20 protein-coding genes are annotated in these 14487 nt (G+C 58.5%); 9 read left to right on the top strand and 11 right to left on the bottom strand.

Annotated elements, in window-relative coordinates; all coding sequences use genetic code 11:
• The 9 genes from BMW76_RS39255 to BMW76_RS39215 all read right to left on the bottom strand — a co-directional run.
• Positions 1-1283 (bottom strand): type II and III secretion system protein family protein (locus tag BMW76_RS39255; protein WP_090874073.1); only part of this gene is annotated, 1283 nt, incomplete at its 3' end.
• Positions 1284-1383: 100 nt separating this feature from the next.
• A complete protein-coding gene (gene cpaB, locus BMW76_RS39250) occupies positions 1384-2220 on the bottom strand; it encodes a Flp pilus assembly protein CpaB (protein WP_090874072.1) in 837 nt (278 codons plus the stop codon).
• A 63-nt stretch (positions 2221-2283) separates the two neighbouring features.
• Complete coding sequence (locus BMW76_RS39245; protein ID WP_090874071.1) at positions 2284-3711, bottom strand: ATPase; 1428 nt, start codon at positions 3709-3711, stop codon at positions 2284-2286.
• A 118-nt stretch (positions 3712-3829) separates the two neighbouring features.
• Complete coding sequence (locus BMW76_RS39240; protein ID WP_090874070.1) at positions 3830-4378, bottom strand: A24 family peptidase; 549 nt, start codon at positions 4376-4378, stop codon at positions 3830-3832.
• Between the two features lie 119 nt (positions 4379-4497).
• Entirely contained in the window at positions 4498-4686 is a 189-nt protein-coding gene (locus BMW76_RS39235; RefSeq protein ID WP_090874069.1) for a Flp family type IVb pilin, read from the bottom strand.
• Positions 4687-4712: 26 nt separating this feature from the next.
• A complete protein-coding gene (locus BMW76_RS39230) occupies positions 4713-4901 on the bottom strand; it encodes a Flp family type IVb pilin (protein WP_090874068.1) in 189 nt (62 codons plus the stop codon).
• A gap of 1092 nt (positions 4902-5993) precedes the next feature.
• The gene (locus BMW76_RS39225; RefSeq protein WP_322789347.1) at positions 5994-6254 is read right to left on the bottom strand and encodes a site-specific integrase; all 261 of its coding nucleotides are present in this window, start codon (positions 6252-6254) and stop codon (positions 5994-5996) included.
• A 320-nt stretch (positions 6255-6574) separates the two neighbouring features.
• Positions 6575-7006, bottom strand: a complete 432-nt coding sequence (locus BMW76_RS39220) for a PIN domain-containing protein (protein ID WP_090874067.1) — start codon at positions 7004-7006, stop codon at positions 6575-6577.
• Entirely contained in the window at positions 7003-7245 is a 243-nt protein-coding gene (locus BMW76_RS39215) for an AbrB/MazE/SpoVT family DNA-binding domain-containing protein (RefSeq protein ID WP_090874075.1), read from the bottom strand. Before BMW76_RS39215 ends, BMW76_RS39220 begins: the two co-directional genes overlap by 4 nt.
• Before the next feature lie 351 nt (positions 7246-7596).
• On the opposite strand from BMW76_RS39215, the gene BMW76_RS41580 reads away from it, so the two are divergent.
• From BMW76_RS41580 to BMW76_RS39190, 5 genes are all read left to right on the top strand, one after another.
• The gene (locus BMW76_RS41580) at positions 7597-7749 is read left to right on the top strand and encodes a hypothetical protein (protein WP_177200636.1); all 153 of its coding nucleotides are present in this window, start codon (positions 7597-7599) and stop codon (positions 7747-7749) included.
• 335 nt (positions 7750-8084) lie between these two features.
• The gene (locus BMW76_RS40890) at positions 8085-8543 is read left to right on the top strand and encodes a hypothetical protein (RefSeq protein ID WP_177200635.1); all 459 of its coding nucleotides are present in this window, start codon (positions 8085-8087) and stop codon (positions 8541-8543) included.
• A gap of 159 nt (positions 8544-8702) precedes the next feature.
• Positions 8703-8981 carry a hypothetical protein gene (locus BMW76_RS39200; protein ID WP_177200634.1) on the top strand — a complete coding sequence of 93 codons (279 nt, stop codon included), beginning with the start codon at positions 8703-8705 and terminating at the stop codon, positions 8979-8981.
• A 122-nt stretch (positions 8982-9103) separates the two neighbouring features.
• Positions 9104-9439 (top strand): hypothetical protein, encoded by a 336-nt coding sequence (locus tag BMW76_RS39195; RefSeq protein WP_090874065.1) that lies wholly within the window; start codon positions 9104-9106, stop codon positions 9437-9439.
• 97 nt (positions 9440-9536) lie between these two features.
• Positions 9537-10163: a class I SAM-dependent methyltransferase gene (locus tag BMW76_RS39190; RefSeq protein ID WP_090874064.1), complete on the top strand. Its 627-nt coding sequence runs from the start codon at positions 9537-9539 to the stop codon at positions 10161-10163.
• A gap of 172 nt (positions 10164-10335) precedes the next feature.
• On the opposite strand, the gene BMW76_RS40885 is transcribed toward BMW76_RS39190, so the two are convergent.
• Positions 10336-10965, bottom strand: coding sequence for a hypothetical protein (locus BMW76_RS40885; RefSeq protein ID WP_143062452.1), 630 nt, complete (start codon positions 10963-10965; stop codon positions 10336-10338).
• Positions 10966-11342: 377 nt separating this feature from the next.
• Between BMW76_RS40885 and BMW76_RS39180 the strand changes: the two genes are divergently transcribed.
• The 4 genes from BMW76_RS39180 to BMW76_RS39160 all read left to right on the top strand — a co-directional run bounded on the left by BMW76_RS39180 (position 11343) and on the right by BMW76_RS39160 (position 13750).
• Positions 11343-11840 (top strand): hypothetical protein, encoded by a 498-nt coding sequence (locus tag BMW76_RS39180; RefSeq protein WP_090874062.1) that lies wholly within the window; start codon positions 11343-11345, stop codon positions 11838-11840.
• A gap of 162 nt (positions 11841-12002) precedes the next feature.
• Complete coding sequence (locus BMW76_RS40880) at positions 12003-12431, top strand: hypothetical protein (RefSeq protein ID WP_143062451.1); 429 nt, start codon at positions 12003-12005, stop codon at positions 12429-12431.
• A 391-nt stretch (positions 12432-12822) separates the two neighbouring features.
• Entirely contained in the window at positions 12823-13221 is a 399-nt protein-coding gene (locus tag BMW76_RS39165; RefSeq protein WP_090874059.1) for a hypothetical protein, read from the top strand.
• A 4-nt stretch (positions 13222-13225) separates the two neighbouring features.
• Complete coding sequence (locus tag BMW76_RS39160) at positions 13226-13750, top strand: hypothetical protein (protein ID WP_090874058.1); 525 nt, start codon at positions 13226-13228, stop codon at positions 13748-13750.
• Here BMW76_RS39160 and BMW76_RS39155 read toward each other — a convergent pair.
• On the bottom strand, positions 13743-14487 hold a 745-nt coding region (locus BMW76_RS39155), incomplete at its 5' end, for an IS4 family transposase (protein WP_143062450.1). The genes BMW76_RS39160 and BMW76_RS39155 overlap by 8 nt on opposite strands.

Raw genomic sequence — 14487 nt, 5'->3', positions numbered from 1 at the left:
ATGGAAACACCCGTCAAGCCCGAAGCCGAGACCGCCACACCTGTGGGTGACAGTTCGGACACTTCAGGCGCCACCTTCAGGCTGATCCGCCCTCCAGACAGCACGGTCGGCGTGAACTTGAGCCCGACGCCGAACTCTTCTTCCTGCAGCGTGATGCTCGATACGCCGTTGCCGCTGCTTTGCGGAATCGGAATGAAGATCTTGCCGCCCGAGAGGAACGTGGCTTCCTGACCGCTGATCGTCACGAGGTTCGGTTCGGCGAGGATCTTGATCAGGTTGTCGGTCTTCTGCGCATCGACGGCGAGATTGAACGGGCGGTTGTTGGCCTTGCTGACGGCCAGTGCGCTCGTGACGCCCGCGAGCAGATTGCTCACGAGCGCCCCCGTCCACGAGCCAAAGCCGCCCTGAATATTCAAGGCCGATCCCAGCTGGTTCATCAGCGTCTTCGACACTTCCGCTACCTTGACTTCCAGCATCACCTGCTGTGGCGTGTCGACGGCCATCATGTTGATCACGGTGGCCGCCTTGCTGGTGCTCGAACTCTGCTGGCTCGTGCTCGACGTGCCGTTGCCGGACGTTGCCGAGGCTGCCTGCTGTTGCTGCGTGGGTTGCGAGTCTGCGAAGGCCTGCGCGATCTGCATTGCCTGTTGCGCGGCGGGTGCGCTCGACACGTGACCACCGAGCACGAGGTTGCCGGCCGCCGTCGATACGCGGATGCCCCGCTCTTCGGGCATCAGCTGTCCGAGTGCCTGCTGCAACCCGTTGGCGTCGATATTGACGATGACATTGATCATCTGGCAGCCGCCGCTCTTGCCTTGCACGATCATGTTGGTCGTGCCGACCGTCATGCCGACGACATAGAGCGTACGCGGCGACACCAACGCGGCCTGTGCGACCGTCGGATTGCCGAGTGTGCGGTTGCGCGCGGGCTCCATAAGGGGCACGAGAACCGATTTTCCGACGGACACGTTGACCGTCGTTTCATCGCGGATTTCGCCCGTGCAGCTTGGCCCGCGCAAAGGCAGAGGTCCGTTTGCCACACCTGCGGCGCCTGCAACGCCAGCAGGCCCGCCCATCGCGAGCGTCATCGGCGTCGCGCCGCGGCCTGCCGGCAACGGCGGTGTCGCGCCGCGCTTCGCCATCATCGGAAATTCGAACACCTCTTGTGCCTGGACAGTCTGCGCACCGACCAGTCCAAAGCAAACCATCGCAGCGATCGCCTTGCTGCCCAGCGAGCAGCGTTGCTTGGTGCTGCAGGATGAGAATCCTGGTTTCGTTTTCATTTGGTCATGCCCCCGTTACCCGATATCTGCAAGTCGAGACTTGCGTTCCTGCCTTGTTGTTGCCAGCCGCGGCGATCCGGTCAGAACGGCCGCAACCGGTCTAGAAACATTCGACACTGCCCAGTACGCCCGACAGCACGCCGATGCAGTCACGTGGCGCAGCCGGACGTGCCGCGTAGTGCGTCCGCACGGGGCGTACGGGCGCCGAGGCCGGCACCGGAGCGGAAGCACCAAGCAGCGTGAACTTGGTTGCGCCTTCCGTCGCAAGCGTTGCGGTATCGACCTGGTTACGCAACACCAGCGAAAGCGTGCCGACACTGCGCGCCAGATCAAGCTTCTCCGCCTGTTCCGGCGTGACTTCGAGCGTCACGGCGTTGACGACCTTCGGCTTGGTCTCGTCGCGACCCACCTCCTGCGCGACGGCCAGCACGAGAATCTTCTCCAGCACGATCTTCGAAATGCTCTCGTCCTTGTTCGAGCCCTTGTCAGTGCCCTTGTCCTGCTGCGTGCTGACGATGATGTCGACGTAGTTGCCCGGCAGCGCGAAGCCCGCCACGCCGATCACGTCGTTCACACGCACGGTGATGGCTCGGCGCCCCTCCGCGATCACAGCCGAAAGACCGCCCATGGTGCCCACCGGGCTCAGTTTGCCTTCGAGGATCGGCTCGCCCCGCAGCACGCTGTTTTTCATCACGCGCCCGTCGAGCGTCTGCCCATCGGTGAACGCGCCGGGAGGCACGCTGCCCGATGGCCAGTCGACCATCTTGATGAATTCGGGATTCAGCCGTTGTCCGAGGTTGATGTCGACGGCCGCAACGGCAACCTTGGCCGTCATGCCCGTCGACTTGTCCATCAGCCAGCGCGACGCCATCGCTACCGCGCCGAGCCCGGCAACTCCGGCAACCAGCAACATCACCAACGCACGTATGTTCTTCATGACAACTCTCCCTGATGCCTGACCTGTTTCCTGACTAGAATTTCCGGCCGTTTAACCGGTCCATTAACCGGCCGCTGATTTTTTTGCGCTTCGCTCAGCGGCGCCTTGCTGTTGCGGCGGCGGCGTATCGTGCTCGCCGACCACAGCGAAATAGCTGTTCCAGGCGCGCATCAGATTCAGCGCGTCCACGACGGCGGGCTGACCCTGGTACTTCGCATTGGCCAGCACGATGCGCAGCAGGTCGCCCGGATAACAGGCGAGCAAAGGCCGGCCCGATGTCATGTGCAGGTGATGCACGAGGTATTCGAAGGCGTCTTCGTCCGAGGCCATGCGCAATTCTTCGCAGCGGCGCTCGTACACGGCCCGATACTCGGCGACGTCGAGCGCGCCGACATACAGCTTGCAGCCGAGACGCCGGAAGAAAGCCTCGTCGCCCAGATCGGCCGGCGAGAAGTTGCTCGAAAACGCCACCCAGACGTCGAACGGCAGCGAGAAGCGCAAGCCCGTGTGCAAGGTGAGCATGTCGCGGCCGCGGTCGAACGGCACGATCCAGCGGTTGAGCAGTTCGGCCGGCTCGACACGCTGACGGCCCAGATCGTCGACCACGTAGAGGCCGCCGTTGGCCTTCACGTGCGGCGGAGCCTGATAGAAACCGCTGGACGCGTCGTAACGCAGCTCGAGCATGTCGAGCGTGAGCTCGCCGCCCGACAGCACCGTGGGCCGCCGGCAGATCTGCCAGCGCGCATCGGCGGGCGCACCCGGCACGCCGTCGCGCGCGGCGAGGTCGACGGGCTCGTGGATCAGCGCGTCGAAAATCTGGATCACTTCGTTTTCGACGGCAATCGCATAGGGCACCGCGACGCGGCCAGGCAGCAGATGGCCCAATCGTTCGGCAAGCGAAGTTTTTCCGCTTCCCGGCGGTCCGAAGAAAATCACCGGCTTGCCGCTATTGACCGCACCCCCGATGTCGTCTAGCAGCGAGGTTCTGACCGTCAGCCCTGCGAAGGCCGCGCGCACCTGAGCGGACGTCACGTGCATGCTGCGCACGGACTGGCGTTTGAGCGCCGCTTCATAAGCGGCGAGCGACACGGGCGCCGGACCGACGTAACGGCAGCGGTTCATGAATTCGGACGCACGTTGACGACCGCCTTCCGTCAGTTGCAGTTCGACATCGAGGTCGCTGGCGCCGCGCCGGACGATTTCGAGAATCCGCTCCCGCACGCCGAACGACACGACGCTGTCGAGGACGCTGGCGCCGAGCTTGAGCCGCTGCACCAGTTGCGAGAGTGACACCTTGCCCATCACGAATGCGGACTTGGCGACGAGTTCGAGCAGGAAGGTCTGGTCGAGGCCGGTGTCCGCGATGGTCCGCGGCGCGCGTGCCAGCAGGCCCGTGCCGGCCTGGTCTGCATCCGACCGTGCGCGGCTCGCGTCATGGAGGCGCGTCACGTCGGCCGACGCCTGCGGCGCCGTTGGTTGTTCGTCTTTCACGTTGTACCCCCGAATTGTCCCGCGCATGGCGCGAAATCTTCTCTGCCTGCTACCTGTTCTGCTGTCTTTTCTTCTCTTGCCCCTCGACGTGGGCTCTCTTTCTGAATCCGGCTGCGCGTCAACCGATGCCCTGCCCCGAATGCAGGACCATAATGCTCAACGTGCCCAGCGCAATGGCAACGCCATAGGGCAGCGACCCGACAGAAGGCAATGCGGCGTCCTTTCCGGTTTCAGACAGCCTGCCGCTCAGCCCTCTATCCGAAAGCACGATGGCCAGCATGTTGGTGCCCGTCGACTTCAACGCGCGCTTGAAGATCACCACCGTCAGCCCCAAGACGCCGCCAATGACGCAGGTCACCAGCACGGTCTCGAACGCCAGTTCTGGCCCGACGAACGCACCGACCATTGCCATCAGTTTCACGTCACCCGCGCCCATGCCCCGCAACGCATAGAGCGGAAGAAACAGGCCTCCGCCCGTCAACAAACCGAGCCCCCAGGACGCGTACCCCTGAGCTGCACCGTGCTGCCACCACTGCACCGCAAGCGCCAGCGTCAGCCCCGCCAGCACCAGCCAGTTAGGAATGCGGCGCGAATGCAGGTCTGTACCTGCAGCCGTTGCCACCAGAGCCAGCAGACACACGCCGACCGGAAATTCGAAAGCGTTCATTGCGTTCCCCCGTTTCCATTTCGGCATTGGTTAAGAAAGAGCAGCCCTGAATCAGCAGGGACTGCTCTTTGAATGTGCTACCACTGCTGTGACTTCTCGACGACCAAATCGAGCGGCGCTTACGCCGGATTGGCCGCGAGCAACTTGCCGGCGACGTAGTCGAACGTGGAGCTAAGTTGAGTTCCCAGACCCGTGGCAGCCACAATGATGCCGCACGCAACCAGTGAAGCCAGGAGACCATATTCAATTGCCGTCACGCCATCTTCCTCACGTGCAAAGGCAAGGATCAGATCGAGAGTTTTTTGCATTTTGATGCCCCCAGATCGAGCGGCGCTTACGCCGGATTGGCCGCGAGCAACTTGCCGCTGATGTAGTTGAACGTGGAACTGATTTGAGCTCCCAGAGCCGTGGCAGCCACAATGATGCCGCACGCAACCAGTGAAGCCAGGAGACCATATTCAATTGCCGTCACGCCATCTTCTTCACGTGCAAAGGCAAGGATCAGGTCGAGAGTTTTTTTCATTTGATGCTCCTAGAAAAGAAGTTTTTTTACTCAGATACATGCCCGCTGCGGGAACCGGGCATTGGTGAAGGCTGCAAACTGCACAGCCGGTTTTGGCTTGGCTGACCGGTTCGGTGCTGGAGCACATCGCCTCGACAATGCACCCCAGCCTCCCCTTCCCCAATGCCACTTTCTTCGCCACCATCGGCAAACGAAACCGGAAGTGCCGAAGTTTTCCGGTGCCGCAGAACCAAACTCCCCCGTCAGCTGTCCTTGGCAACCTGAAATCGAGACGCTGTTATTGTCGGAACCATGCGCGTCATCGGTGCGGGACATATAGCCAGAACGGTGCCAACTGTGCCGAAAGGCTTGCTGGGATTAGTTCATTTGGCCAAATGAAAGACCTCTTGATGAGTCCGTGACTTGGAATGTTTCACAACTGAAAAACTGGTAAATCGGGATGTTCGAGGGTCGCGCGGATGCTAATGTGAGGAGGCGAACAGAAAAAGTCTGAGGAAAAATCCAGGGGAAAGTGGGCGTGATGGCGCGTCTCACCGTATTGCAAGGCTTCACCCGTTATCGCGAGCGCAGGTTCGTCCCAACAATATTCGCGTACGGGGAAGATCATGAGGCTGCCCGAACGTCACAATTTGTTACATGCGGGAAACGGGCATTTACGGGTAAAACGTTCGCCAAAAAATGGCGCTCGTTATGACTGACGGACGAAAGTGCTCGCCTCGGTCTATGAGAGCGCTTCCATATGGCCGATTTAGCCTAGTTCAGGCTGATGAATACCCTGGTTTTTTGGGCTTGCCGGACCACTTGGCCGCCTACGTCACATTTCGTTACAGTGTTGATACACGAGCGGTAATCATTGCTCGTCGAGGGGCGCCACTCGACGGAAGACATGACGCCACACCCAGAGCCCATCCCGGCTTGATGCTGATTCGCGGCTTTCAGCCAGTCCGCCACTCCCTCGGGATGGCGAAGAGCTCAACATGGCGGGGCTCAGTAGCCAGGCAAGGGGAGAAAGGCGCCACGGCCTTCCCACCATGCTGGTTCCGAAACGTCAGTCGGCTTTTCGCCGTAACTCGATTCCTTCGGCGATTCCGTTCAGAATCCGCACGGACTGCCCGCGGGCGGGCTGCAGATGGCGACCGGCAGCGCGCAGGTCGTTTGCGACTGCGTGGTCGACGCCGATAACGTCTGCGTCTGCAACTCGATCCACGCGGCCACGTGCAGTGACTGCACGGCGATGATTGACGTGACCCCCGCCTGAGTGCACCACGCGAGGAAATCGCCGGCCGCGCGCGCGTACGCGCGGCGCGTGTGCGGATTGCGGATTGCCGGCGCGAAGAACTCCAGAAAGCGCACGCCGGCGTCTCGCCAGCCGAGACGACCAGCGCCGGCATGGCGACGCCGGCAGACAGGGCGAGGTCAGTGCGGGCCATGCAACAGCTCCGTGAACTTCTGCTGCACATGGGCCCTGGCCGTCGCGACCAGGATGTCGACGGTGTATCCCCGACCTGCGCAGCGGCCGTCCTGGTCCTGTCCCAGATGATTTTCGTGAGCTGAACAGCCGCGCATGGATATGAACGGTCTACTGCTTCCAGGCGCCGCCGCGCCGGATGGAAAGAGCCTTGACGGTACAAACCGTGCGACGCCTGACGACGAATCAGACGGCGCTCAACTGCTCAACTGGATGACCGGAACGGATCGACCACCGTCAGCCCGCCGAAGATGACCTGGCCGTGTTGCATGTCTTCGCTGTAGAGAACTTCGCAATCTTCAAGCAACGCGAAGGCGATGATGCACGAATCGTAGAACCTGAATCCGTAATGTTCGGCGATGCGGCGTGCTTCCTTGTGGACTTCAAGCGTCAGTGGCACGATCTCGCAGAACTCCTCCACATCGCCCAGGAGGACGTTGATTTCCGGCCACGAGAGGCCCATTTTCCGGCTCATGACGAGCGTCACTTCGTTCATTACCTGCGTGCTGATGACGGGCTTCGGCGTCCCCTGCACCACCAGCGCCTCGGCCCTGTCAGCCTTCGCGGCGTCACCAGAGAACAGATAGGCAATGACGTTGCTATCGACGGCAAATCGCGTCGGTACCTCAACGGTCATTCAGCGCTTCCCCTTTCGCTGAGCGATTCCCGATCAAACCTGAAATCGGCAGGCAGTCGTCCGCGGTACTTGCGCAGGCGCTCAACCCGCTCAGCGACTGTCGGCTTTTTGCTGACCGAGAACGCACCGGCCTGGTCGGCATAGATCTCGATGTCGTCGCCCTCCTTCAAACCGAGTGCATCGACGACGCTCGCGGGCAGCCGGACGGCAAGGCTGTTGCCCCATTTTGCGACTTGCATGATCACCTCCGATGGATACACACAAATCATATTGTATATCCACCCCGTTGCTTTTCAAGTCCGACGTCGGTTCTGATGACTGACGCGCGGGCGACTATCCGTGCACGTCGCTCGCAAGTCCAGGCTGCGGGGATAATCGTCCGAGCCCCCACGGCGCGACGCTGCCCGACGCTCCGGGAAAGGTCGCCGGGTATTAGCCCTGTCGGCATTTTTGTTGGAGACGGATGGGATGCCGGGTAAGCGGCTCCCCGACAAGGTGTCCGCGGTGCTCCTAGCACGGCTTGCCGTAGACAGGAGCCAGAAAGGTAAAGGTCTCGGCGAATACTTCTCAGGCACGCACTTGACACCGTTGTGGCTACATCCGAAGCCATACGCCTGCAGTGCATTGTGGTCGATGCGATCGACGAGAACGCTGTGGGGTTTTACCGGAAGTACAGCTTCTTGCCGATCGCCGGCCCGCCAAGCCGCCTCTTCCTGCCGGCTGCGACGATTAAACAGGCCTGACTGCGGCTTTGGCAGTTGTCCTGGTCCTTATTTTGTCCGCACGCTCGACGCCTCGGTCGCGCCGTCGCATCAGCACAAGACCACGCAGCCGTGCGGCGGTAGGAGTTGCGGCCATCGCAAGGGCCGTATGCGTACTCCCATGTACGGTACCACATAGTACTACTATCCAATGTTTCAACGTGCGCGGGTTCATATCGAACTTCGTTTTTCAATGCGTTAGGCATTGACCTGGACAACGGCCTTTTTTCGCCTAGAATCGACCCGGTGTTGTTCGACGTTCCGCCATTCGTGGAACGTCAGACGACGCTCCCGGATGGCCTTTTTCTGGAGGCCATATGTTCTCGGTAACGACCGTTGCAACTGGTGAATTGTTCGTTCTTCCTGAAGCCCGGAAAACGATCGACGAATGGCGTGGTCCGGTCAGCAGGCCGCTCATGATGGGATCTGTCCGGACGGCTGAAGCCGTGATGCCCGTCATTGCTTCGCTTGGGGTTGGCATAGACGGCGAGCATCTGCTCTGTCTTGCCTTTGGATCGACAGACGTTCACTACGTCGGCGAGCTTCGGGTTTGCGCATATGCGAAGGACGTTTCAGGACCGGAATACAGCGGCTGGTTGTCGCTGTTGCCGATGTTCAGGGACGAACCACCTTCCGACGAAGCTGCGATGGCTGCTGGCGAGTTGCGATTGAGAGGCCAGCGTACCCGGAACGCTGACGGTTCGATGCGAATCATGTTGTCGGTCGGCCCCGCACGTGAAGATCAAGACCGGTTGCGTGGTTGGGTTCCGGTGTAACGCGGGAAGGCTGCATAGCCGTCGCAAGGGGAAGACCTCGGTCTTCCCCTTTTCTGTTGGGAAAATAATCGGTCGAGCACGACGGCGGTTCAAGGTCGGACCGGGTCCGGCCACAACCAGTCATTCGACATCGCTGGCTGGATCGTTGACAATGCCGCTGTGGACGACGTCGAGATCGGAAAAATGGATAAGAATCGAGCGTTTTTGCTGCCGTTCGGAATCGACCTCAGGGTTGAAGACGGAATCGCAAGTATCGAATCCAACTTGCCGGAAGCACTACCTAGCTTTAGCGATCCCGTGGAAAACGGGCGCATCGTCGGGGTTGTCGAAGGCATCGAGCAATTGTTGCTTTCGCTCGCGCGTGTCGGTATCGATTTGTCCAATCCGCAGTTCGCGCAGGCAATCCACGATTGCGTAGCCAACCTTCATTCAGCCTGATCGGCAAACTGCCGTGTCCGGCCAGTTCCGGCCGTTCGACATCTAGCTTCGAATCGTCGTCAATCGCCCTTGCCTCAAGCACCTATTTTTAAGAAGACGTAGCTACTGCTGCGAGACTCCTAATGAGCTTTCATACACAAGTTTGGGTCTATCCATTCGACGGCGAGCCGTTGAATGTCGCCGGATCGAGAGATCGAATCGTCAGTTTCATCGATGAGCATGCGCTGAGCCACGATGTCTTGAAGGATTTGACGGAGGCATGTCAATCAGCTCTTCCGACGTCAACCTTGTTCTACCTGGATAGCTGGTCGATCATCGCCCTGTTCACCAAGCTGGCGCAATGCCTACCGAATGCGTCTTTCGCCGTGAAAGGGGCAGGTGAAGAACCCCGCGACATATGGAGCCGAGAGTACGAGAATGGAGCGGTGACGTTCGAAGCTGGCCCATTCCAAGGCTAGCCGGCCGTGTGCGGCCAATTCCAGACATTGGGTCGGCGGCACTGAATTGGTGACAATCTGGCAAACTACGCGAAGCAGCGATACGTGGAGGGCGGTGGTGTCCATCGATGTAAAAGGCACGGAAGGCTACGCGGAGAATGCAAAATCGCTCATCCGGCAATGGCGAGACGTCTCGTTTGCGGAACACCATGAGCCCATCATGCATCTGGTTCCGACGCACCCGGCCTGCATTCTCGACGTTGGAGCTGGTATGGGAACCGACGCCGCTGCTTTTGCGGCGATGGGGCATACAGTCGTAGCGGTCGAACCGGTGGACGCGTTGCGCGCTGCCGGAATGAGGCTGCAGCCGTCTCCCCGGATCGAATGGCTGGACGATAGCCTGCCGGATCTCGCGACCCTGCGTTCGAGACGAAAGGAATTTGACTTCGTGATGCTGTCCGCCGTTTGGATGCACCTTAACGAAGACGAGCGTCGTTGGGCGATACCGAACGTGAGCGCTCTTCTGTGCGACGGCGCCGCGCTGGTCATGTCCTTGCGTCATGGCCCGGTTCCGGAAGGACGACGGATGTTCGACGTTTCGGCGGAAGAGACCATTCGACTCGCAAGTGCTTATGGTTTGCGAACCGTGCTGAACGTCCGGACCGAATCCATCCAACATGGAAATCGGCGCATTGGCGTGACGTGGACCCGACTGGCATTCGTCAAAGACCGCCCACTTGGCTAAGCCTCGGCTGTCAACATCAGGCGATAGACGGCCAGGATCGGTCATCCGAAGCTTGCGGATGAATTGTCGGCAATCGGTCTTGTAACCGAGAGGACTTTCCGGCGGTCTGCGACAACCGTACGCCGCTTGCTACGGCTGTCAATTCAGCCATATTTCAGAACTTTGCCGTTATCTAACGAGCGAAGATATCGGTCACTAACTTCATTGCTGCAGCGTCTATATCGCGAAAATTTGCGTCCAATTTCTTGCTAAAAAAGCAATCTACGACATATAGCCGTTTAACACCGTGAGTTAATTGATAGCGAACGGAATAACTTCCCAAGTCCTGAATGGCGACATTGTTTCCGTTTTGGTCAAGAAATGCCCAAACTTTTTTTGGCGCTGAATGTCCTAGCGGCTGTCTATAAACCGAGAAGCCTTGCTCGTTACCGATCATCTTGGCTCCTATTGAGCCGCTAACTATCGAATCAGCCATGGTTCCGTTCTTGGGATATGCCTTGACTACGATATCCAAAGTATCGTCTTCCAACTTCTTAAAATTCGACGTGGCGTGCATCGATGGGTAACTTACCCTGATTCTAAAAAAGTTGTCGTGAATCTCAGGACGAAGTGCTCCCGGGATCGCGAATGAAACGGGCGCTTCAAATGGTGGGTCGCCCAATGTGACGTGAATAATGCTAGCGTCGTGCGGCTCTACCGCTTGACAAGGCACGATGAGACCGATTAGTAAAGCGCAAACAAACAACACAAGGAATTCTACTTTTCCTGAAAACCGACGGTCAAGACGATCACCCAAACGCATTTCAAGAATTCCTCCATTAACATTATCAGGTTAGCTCAAAATCGTTGTCTCGCTTCTCTTTCCAACGGGCCCTTCAGCCGTCTACTAGCAGACTGGCTCTGTTATATGGCGGCTGCACTCAAGTCACGGATTGAGACGCACGATCTCACAGCCGACCATCGCCGAATGTCTGCTGTCGATCATACTGGGTGACCGTTGAGGGTCGTCTGTGATCCTCTGCGGCGTTGGGGAAGACGATGGCATGTCGCGTCGAAAGGCCGAAATCGGTGTCGACGCGAACATTCGCCGTTGCAATGATATGAGACATTGGCAACGATGGTACTTCTACGATTTCAGCGGACCTCCGCCTCAAAATCGAACCACATACAGGAGGGAAGATGCCAAATGAGCTCGTAGTCCCGTGCTGGACGCGAGGTCGAATTTGGCCGACGCTCGCCTATTTTATCGCTGTCTCGGCGAGCAGTTTGAGACTGTATAAGGACAGCCATGTGGCTGGTCCCTGGATACTGGCATTGTATTCAATCCTGATCGCCGTGCCCGTTTGCCGAATGCTGTTCAAAAAAAGATTCATCTTCTCGGCCCAGCCAAAATCTATTCAGTGCGAATCGCGTTTCGCTGGAATACTGATAAAGAGCAGAGCGCTGGATCCAGCAGCATTTAAATGGGTTCGTTCGCGCATGGGCTCGTTCGAACCAAGGGACGCCATAATTGAAATTGGAATGGTGCACGCCTACGATGCCGTAACGGTGCAAACCGTTAAATATGCGATGAGCGAGACACCTGAGGTAGTAAGGACGCGCACCGAAATTGCCAACATCCTCACCATTGACGATCGCGGACACGAGCGTTTGCCCCCTCAGAGGATCATTTCTTAGCTATCGGAACTTCAACAAGTGAGCGTTGCGTTGGCTCATCGTGTCGGATCAGGTTTCCTCCAATTCCGGCCGATCGCCGACAATCAATGTGGAAAGCGCACGGCAGACAACAAACAAGCGTGGAACAAATCAAAGTCGCTGCCGTGAGGGAGGAGCACGAAGATGCGATCGAGTCCAAGATCACACATTTCAATTACCGCGACACTTACGCTTGGCTTGATGCTTAGCGCTTACGCGCAGGCACCAAACGAACTGCCTACCTTGTTGCGAGACGTCACAGCGCATGGTGGTTACTGGGGCGCATGCCCGCCGACCTCAGGAGCACTTGCAATTTCACCGGAGCTTGATTCCCGATTGAAGAACAATTTCCCTCCGGGATCGGATGGTCAGAAACTCGAAGGTACCCTCGTGAAAGAAGGATTCCACATTGATGGCGTCTGCAACACAGACGGATCGATCCATATTGCCGGCTTTTTCAGGAAAGGAGTGGGCCTCCTGCGCTACGATGTGTCCGCACAAGTCTATTGGAAAGTGGATCAAGAAGGCCGCGTTGTGTGGACGAAGGGATTCGTTATGTATATCGGTTTGTAGAAGTTGTCGAGAACCAAATTAGTCAACAAAATCTCCGGTTCTGAGCCGATCGAATGGCCGCTTACAGTGTCGTCGACGGGCAGAAATGGGGTCGGCTGCTGACGGACATGGGCTTTAGCGACGGTGTAATCACATGGTGCTGCGCCGGACTGCCGCCAATAGTTGCCGTTCGCGTAGCACAGAAGGCCATCATTTCAATGGCCGGTTCACTTCGGGAGATGCAGGATGCCCGGCGGAAGCAGGACCTTGTTATTTGCCAAGACACAGTCCAGTATGAATCGACCGGTTCGTGGCGCCCCACCGACGTCTGCTGGCAAATTGATCTGTCTAGCGAACGATACGGGTGACTGCGATTTCCGAAGTACGCCGATCGTGACAGGAGGGAGATCCCATGTCCAATGACGAGGTAACCGTTTCCTTCAACGGTTTGACATCGCTCGACGTAGCAGAGTTGAGAGCTTCGCTCGCTGAAGCAGGCGCGGACCCTGCTGTCGTGCTTAAAGCAACCAAAGAACCCAGTGATGTCACGGGGCCACGCAAGGGGGAGCCGGCTACCATGCTGGTGATAGTCGCCCTTACTCAACTCACAGTTACCGGTTTGTCGATTTACCTCGCCAAAGCTAGATCGAGGAGTCATTCGGAAGATACGTTCAAATTCGAGACGCCCGACGGCCAAAAGTTCGAGTACACGCGGAAGGTTGGTGTGGAAAAGCAGGACGAAATCCACGCGGATCTGATGAAGCAAATACGCACGTTCAACTTGCCGGGATTTCGTGGCGACGACAGGTGAACTCATGGCGACAGCGACGAGAAGCTGGACCGACGCGATTACCAATGCGGCCTTGCTTGCCGGGTTCGACACCGCCGAGTATTTGAGATGGCTGGATACGAGAGCCGTGAAGATCAATAGCATCGTTCCGCAGTTCATGCATGAATGCACCCATCACTGGTGCTTCCACTCGATTGTGGGAAACGCGATCTCACTGCTGACCATGAGGGCACGAAGAAATAGTCTGGTTGACGGACCTGTAACGCGGTTTGGCGAGATCAAGAGCGACCTTCTTCGTGCCCAAGCCGCAGAGATCATGTTGCAACCGTATGCAGAAGGTCTCGCGCTCTTCGCCGAGTTCGATCTTACGCCCGGCAAGGGCAGGATCTCGTCTGAGGTGATGCGGTCTTGTTTAATGTGCTTTGGATTCCGAGGAAAAACGTTGGAGGACATTGAGACTCCGGCGATTGCGTTGTTGCAAGGCACCCGACGAAGTTCAGAGTTTATTCGCCGCAAAGCCGGGATTTACGCGGTAATGCCGTTCAGTTAATGTCCTTGTTGAGGTATCGAACGGTGTAACGTTTGGGACGGGATTTGACGACCCGGTCGCATGCGCGGCCGGGTCGTTTTTCATTGGGAAGAGACTTGAGCCGGTCCCGCAAACGCTGAAGGCATGCGGGCAATTTCGCGTAGGCCGGCGTGAGGGCGGCCCACATCATTTCGTGCTGGATCGTATGGAGCGCTCGCACGAAGCTGATATCGGTCGGCGCGAGTTTCGCTTCCCATGCGGCGCTGGCGATCTCACGGCGAATCAGGTTGTAGGCGATCAACGCGCCCCAGATCTCCTGATACACCCCTTCGACGGTGCGGCTGCGCAAGGTCAACTCCGAACCCAGCATCGATTGCTTGAGCTCCCCGTAACTGGTTTCGATTTGCCAGCGGCGCTCGTAGCAGGCAACGATATCGACGGGTCTGAAGCGTCGGCGATCCGCCAGCGAAGTCAGTAGCACGCGTTCGCGGCCGCGCGCGTCGATGGCCCGAATCGCTCGCGCATTCCAGAATTCGGGCAAGGCCGGACACTTCTTGCGCGCCTGTGGCGAGACGCGCATGCGCACCATCGCATCGTCCGCGGTGCCGCCGATGACTTCCCAGCAGGTGTTGGACTTGGCCGGAATCAGGAAGTGACGGTTGTGGCCATTCATCGTCAGGCCGCACAGGATCTCGGCGGCCAGAAAGCCCTTGTCGAACACCGTCTGTCTGGCGACAATTGCCTCTGCCGGTAGCGAC

This window comes from Paraburkholderia diazotrophica (assembly GCF_900108945.1).
Classification (GTDB): Bacteria; Pseudomonadota; Gammaproteobacteria; order Burkholderiales; family Burkholderiaceae; genus Paraburkholderia; species Paraburkholderia diazotrophica.
This window is presented reverse-complemented; position numbering and strand designations above follow the sequence as displayed.

Bases quoted from the DNA above. Each gene is read 5' to 3' on its own strand.
- BMW76_RS39195 (WP_090874065.1), top strand. From the start codon at position 9,104: ATGAGCTTTCATACACAAGTTTGGGTCTATCCATTCGACGGCGAGCCG.
- BMW76_RS39180 (WP_090874062.1), top strand. From the start codon at position 11,343: ATGCCAAATGAGCTCGTAGTCCCGTGCTGGACGCGAGGTCGAATTTGG.
- BMW76_RS39230 (WP_090874068.1), bottom strand. From the start codon at position 4,901: ATGAAAAAAACTCTCGACCTGATCCTTGCCTTTGCACGTGAAGAAGAT.
- BMW76_RS39165 (WP_090874059.1), top strand. From the start codon at position 12,823: ATGTCCAATGACGAGGTAACCGTTTCCTTCAACGGTTTGACATCGCTC.
- BMW76_RS40880 (WP_143062451.1), top strand. From the start codon at position 12,003: ATGCGATCGAGTCCAAGATCACACATTTCAATTACCGCGACACTTACG.
- BMW76_RS40890 (WP_177200635.1), top strand. From the start codon at position 8,085: ATGTTCTCGGTAACGACCGTTGCAACTGGTGAATTGTTCGTTCTTCCT.
- BMW76_RS39235 (WP_090874069.1), bottom strand. From the start codon at position 4,686: ATGCAAAAAACTCTCGATCTGATCCTTGCCTTTGCACGTGAGGAAGAT.
- BMW76_RS40885 (WP_143062452.1), bottom strand. From the start codon at position 10,965: ATGCGTTTGGGTGATCGTCTTGACCGTCGGTTTTCAGGAAAAGTAGAA.
- BMW76_RS39215 (WP_090874075.1), bottom strand. From the start codon at position 7,245: ATGCAAGTCGCAAAATGGGGCAACAGCCTTGCCGTCCGGCTGCCCGCG.
- cpaB (WP_090874072.1), bottom strand. From the start codon at position 2,220: ATGAAGAACATACGTGCGTTGGTGATGTTGCTGGTTGCCGGAGTTGCC.
- BMW76_RS39240 (WP_090874070.1), bottom strand. From the start codon at position 4,378: ATGAACGCTTTCGAATTTCCGGTCGGCGTGTGTCTGCTGGCTCTGGTG.
- BMW76_RS39160 (WP_090874058.1), top strand. From the start codon at position 13,226: ATGGCGACAGCGACGAGAAGCTGGACCGACGCGATTACCAATGCGGCC.
- BMW76_RS39220 (WP_090874067.1), bottom strand. From the start codon at position 7,006: ATGACCGTTGAGGTACCGACGCGATTTGCCGTCGATAGCAACGTCATT.